Raw genomic sequence first — 301 nt, 5'->3', positions numbered from 1 at the left:
CCAACGCTCGGTGCTGCCGCCGCTGCCGCAAGCCGGCGCAGGCCCGCAGGCGTCATTCTTCGGCAATCGCCGGGCCTGGTTGCTGGCGATTTTTTTCGGCCTCGGTACCGCGTCCTACACCTGCGTACTGGCCTGGCTGGCGCCGTACTACGTGGAACAAGGCTGGAGCGAACAGAACGCCGGCCTGTTGCTGGGCTTTTTGACGGCCATGGAAGTGGTCTCCGGCCTGATTACTCCGGCCATCGCCAACCGCCGGAGGGACAAGCGGGGTGTGGTCGCGGTGCTGCTGGTGCTGATCATC

General features: G+C 65.8%; 1 pseudogene. It reads left to right on the top strand.

Annotation, left to right across the window (positions count from 1 at the left end):
• Positions 1–301 (top strand): annotated as a pseudogene (locus HX846_RS32650) (MFS transporter); the annotation flags it as partial.

Source organism: Pseudomonas sp. K5002 (assembly GCF_013386655.1).
Taxonomy (GTDB): domain Bacteria; phylum Pseudomonadota; class Gammaproteobacteria; order Pseudomonadales; family Pseudomonadaceae; genus Aquipseudomonas.
The sequence above is the reverse complement of the archived record's forward strand: the minus strand, read 5'-3'. Positions and strand labels throughout refer to the sequence as shown.